The following is a 3198-nucleotide window of genomic DNA, read 5'->3' as shown; positions in this document are numbered from 1 at the left end:
TGGCCTCATTACGCCGATCCGAGACTGGCTCCAATACGGCGATCACGCCCTGGCTCCATTACGCCGGTCAGCGGGTGGCGCCTATATGCCGATCATGGAGTGGATCCAATATGCCGGTCGGTGACACACAGCCCTTTCCGCTGGATCCGTGCCTGAAATACAGCGGGCCATCTTAAATGCGTACAGCCGTTTCAATAGTAAAAATTATGTTCTCGCATCATCCGACTTAGGCCAAGCTACGGCCCGAGCAGCATCGGAAATCCCAGCAATTCTTTGTCGCGACAACCAGTTACGCCTTGCGTTGCGCCTGCCCAGACAATGCGTCGCTCCCTGGGCCGGGCTCCGCCTTGTTCGTAGCCACAGCCATTCTGCAATCGCTCATTGAGCGGTTCTACCCTAGGGAAACCACCCCCATACCTATCTCTTAGTACCCTGCATTACGGCTACAGCGGTTGAAACGCATGCCGATAGATACCTGAACGCCTCCACACCGAGTGCCAAAAGCCACATATGAAAGCTTCACTGATGCGAAACCAGTTTTCCAAGAGCCGCTACCGCCAGCCATTGTCGGGCCTATTGGTTCTAGCCACTTTGTCGGGCTGCGGGGGCGGCAGCAGCGGCAGCGAGTTAGCTGCGGAAGCAATGTCGCCGGTCACAACGAACGCAGCGTCTACGTCGATTACTTTCAAGCCCGTAGCGTCGTCTTCGTCTTCGTCATCGAAGCCATCACAGCCAACCACAGCCCCTACGGCCCCCTCACTACCGCCCGCGCCCACTCCTATCCCCAAGGCGCCCTTTAGCTGCGCGGCCGATGCGTTCACCTGCGTGGAGGTCGCATCCACCAGTTCCCAGCCTCAGGCCTCCGTACCCGTCACATTCGGACAACCGTTCAAGGCTGGAGACTGGCGGTTCACCACCCAAGGACTTGTGGCCAAGGTGGACGGCGCCACCATCCCACTGCAGGTAGACGAAATCTCCTCCCACCGTGACGGCTCAGCCCGCTTCGCCGTCCTCAGCGCCCAACTGAGCAACCTGCAGCCTGGCCAAAGCAAAATCATCAACCTCTATACCGGCGCCAAATCCGCAGGTACCTCCAGCGTTCCCAGCAATCCCGACTGGAACCTGGAACTCGAAGCCCAGGTGTATGACGCCAACGGCAGCATCACCACCTTGGTGGCGCAGCCCCAGGCCGATCTCGTCAAACAAATCGCCAGCAATGCGGGCCGTCGCCTGTCCGGCGCAGTAGCCAACGAATACACCGTAGCCCTGCCCTTCAAGAACAAGGCCACCGGCGCCACACACCCGCACCTGACAGCCAGGCTGCATGCCCGCCTGATGGACGGTGGCCAACGCATCCGCACCGACGTGGTGATGGAAAACACCCGCACCTGGACGGCCAACCCTGGCAACATTACCTATTCGTTCGCCGTCAAGCGCAACGGCAGCACCATCTACACCCAGCCCAAGTTCACCCACTACCACCACGCCCGCTGGCACAAGGTGCTGTGGACCGGGGCCACGGCCGAGCCGCAGGTACGCGTGCGCCATAGCATGCCGTACTTCATGGCGAGCAGGGCAATTTGGAACTATGACCTCAGCTTGAGCATTCCAGAGTCCGTACTCTCTGCGTTCTATAGCCAATACACACAAAGCAAAATAAACCAAGCCAACCTGGGACCGATGGCCAACCTGCTGCTAACGCCAGCTTTTGGCACCACAGGTGGCCGAGCCGAAATCGGCCCAGTGCCCCAATGGACGGCTTTCTACTTAGTTTCTCAAGACGAACGCATGAAGGAAGTGATGCTTGCCCATGCGGATGTCGCGGGCGCCGTCCCGATTCACTATCGCGATGAATCATCAAATCAACCTCTGGATCTGGATCGCTATCCGAATGTATCGACACTGCGTGGCACTTCACAACCTATGCTGCCAGCCGTTGTCAATGGCACCACCATTTGGGATCCGGATACTGCACATCAAGCCTCATATGCCTACGTGCCGTACCTAATCACCGGCGATGCATTCTTTCAAGAGGAAATGACGTTCTGGGCAGCTTGGAATCTGACCGCAATGAGCCCTGGATACCGTGGGTATGGTCAGGGTCTGCTTTGGGAAGATCAGGTTCGTGGGCAGGCATGGACCATGCGCGCACTGGGAGAAGCCTCCCGCATTATCCCTGATTCGCACGCCATGAAAACCTATTTTCAGCGCCGACTTTCCAACAACCTTGAATGGTTCTACCAGAATTGGGTTGTCTCTCCCCTAGCAGACGTTTCGCCCATGGGCTCTCCCGTGAACCCGTACGCTATGGACCAAGTGGGACCTTGGCAGAATGACTTTTGGACCATCGTCATGGCTCAGCATGCAGACGCTGACGAACCAAAGGCTAAAGATCTCCTGAATTGGGTGAGCAAGTTTGGAGTGGGGCGCTTCCTAAACGAAGCGCAGGGATTCTGCCTCGCAAAGGCCCCCGCCTACTACCTGCAACTCAAAAATGCTAGCGGGAAGTGGATCACCAGTTGGAGCGAGCTTGCACAGGTCAACTTCCCTGGCATTGCCTGTAATAGCGCCCTTGACATCGAACCTGGCAGTTACCCAACATCAGCGGGCGGATACGCGGCCAACGCCCGTGCAATGCTTGCCACCGCATCGAACCTGGGCGTGCCCAATGCAGCCAGTGCATATGCCCTATGGAAAGCGAAGACACCATCGATAGATAAAGACTTCCTCAACAATCCTACCTGGGCCATCGTTCCCCGGTAAGTAGATTGACTGACCCTGTACCCGAATCAGTACCGCTCAGAAGTAGAAACTTCCGGCTCCTCGGGATTCGCCGATGCTGGCTGCAGCCAGCATCGGCGGGCGAAATCAGCGGGTGTGGACCACCCCAGCGCAGAGTGGGGACGACTCTCGTTGTAGTCTTGGCGCCAAGCCCCAATCTTGGCCTGTGCGTCAGCCAACGACAAGAACCAATGTGCGTTCAGGCACTCCTGGCGAAGCCTGCCGTTGAAGCTCTCTACGGCGGCGTTGTCGGTGGGCTTGCTTGGTCGGCTGAAGTCGAGCTCTGAACTTGAAGTTGCCCCGGTTTGACGGACACCTTACGCTGTAAAGCAAGGAGTTCGAGATGGGCAAGACAAGGCTGCCGTATCCGGCGGAGTTCCGAGAGCAGATGGTGGAGTTGGTGCGAGTCGGCAGGAC

General features: G+C 57.8%; 1 protein-coding gene and 1 pseudogene. One reads left to right on the top strand and one right to left on the bottom strand.

What is annotated here, in order from left to right; all coding sequences use genetic code 11:
• Window positions 1-825: 825 nt before the first annotated feature.
• Window positions 826-2763: an RIFT barrel domain-containing protein gene (locus tag ACX12L_RS22835; RefSeq protein WP_459264558.1), complete on the top strand. Its 1938-nt coding sequence runs from the start codon at window positions 826-828 to the stop codon at window positions 2761-2763.
• Between the two features lie 26 nt (window positions 2764-2789).
• On the opposite strand, the pseudogene ACX12L_RS22830 reads toward ACX12L_RS22835, so the two are convergent.
• Window positions 2790-3062 (bottom strand): annotated as a pseudogene (locus tag ACX12L_RS22830) (integrase core domain-containing protein); the annotation flags it as partial.
• Window positions 3063-3198: the final 136 nt, after the last annotated feature.

It is taken from the genome of Alicycliphilus sp. T452 (assembly GCF_054512775.1).
Note: the sequence above shows the minus strand (reverse complement) of the source record. Positions and strands in the feature narration are given on the sequence as shown.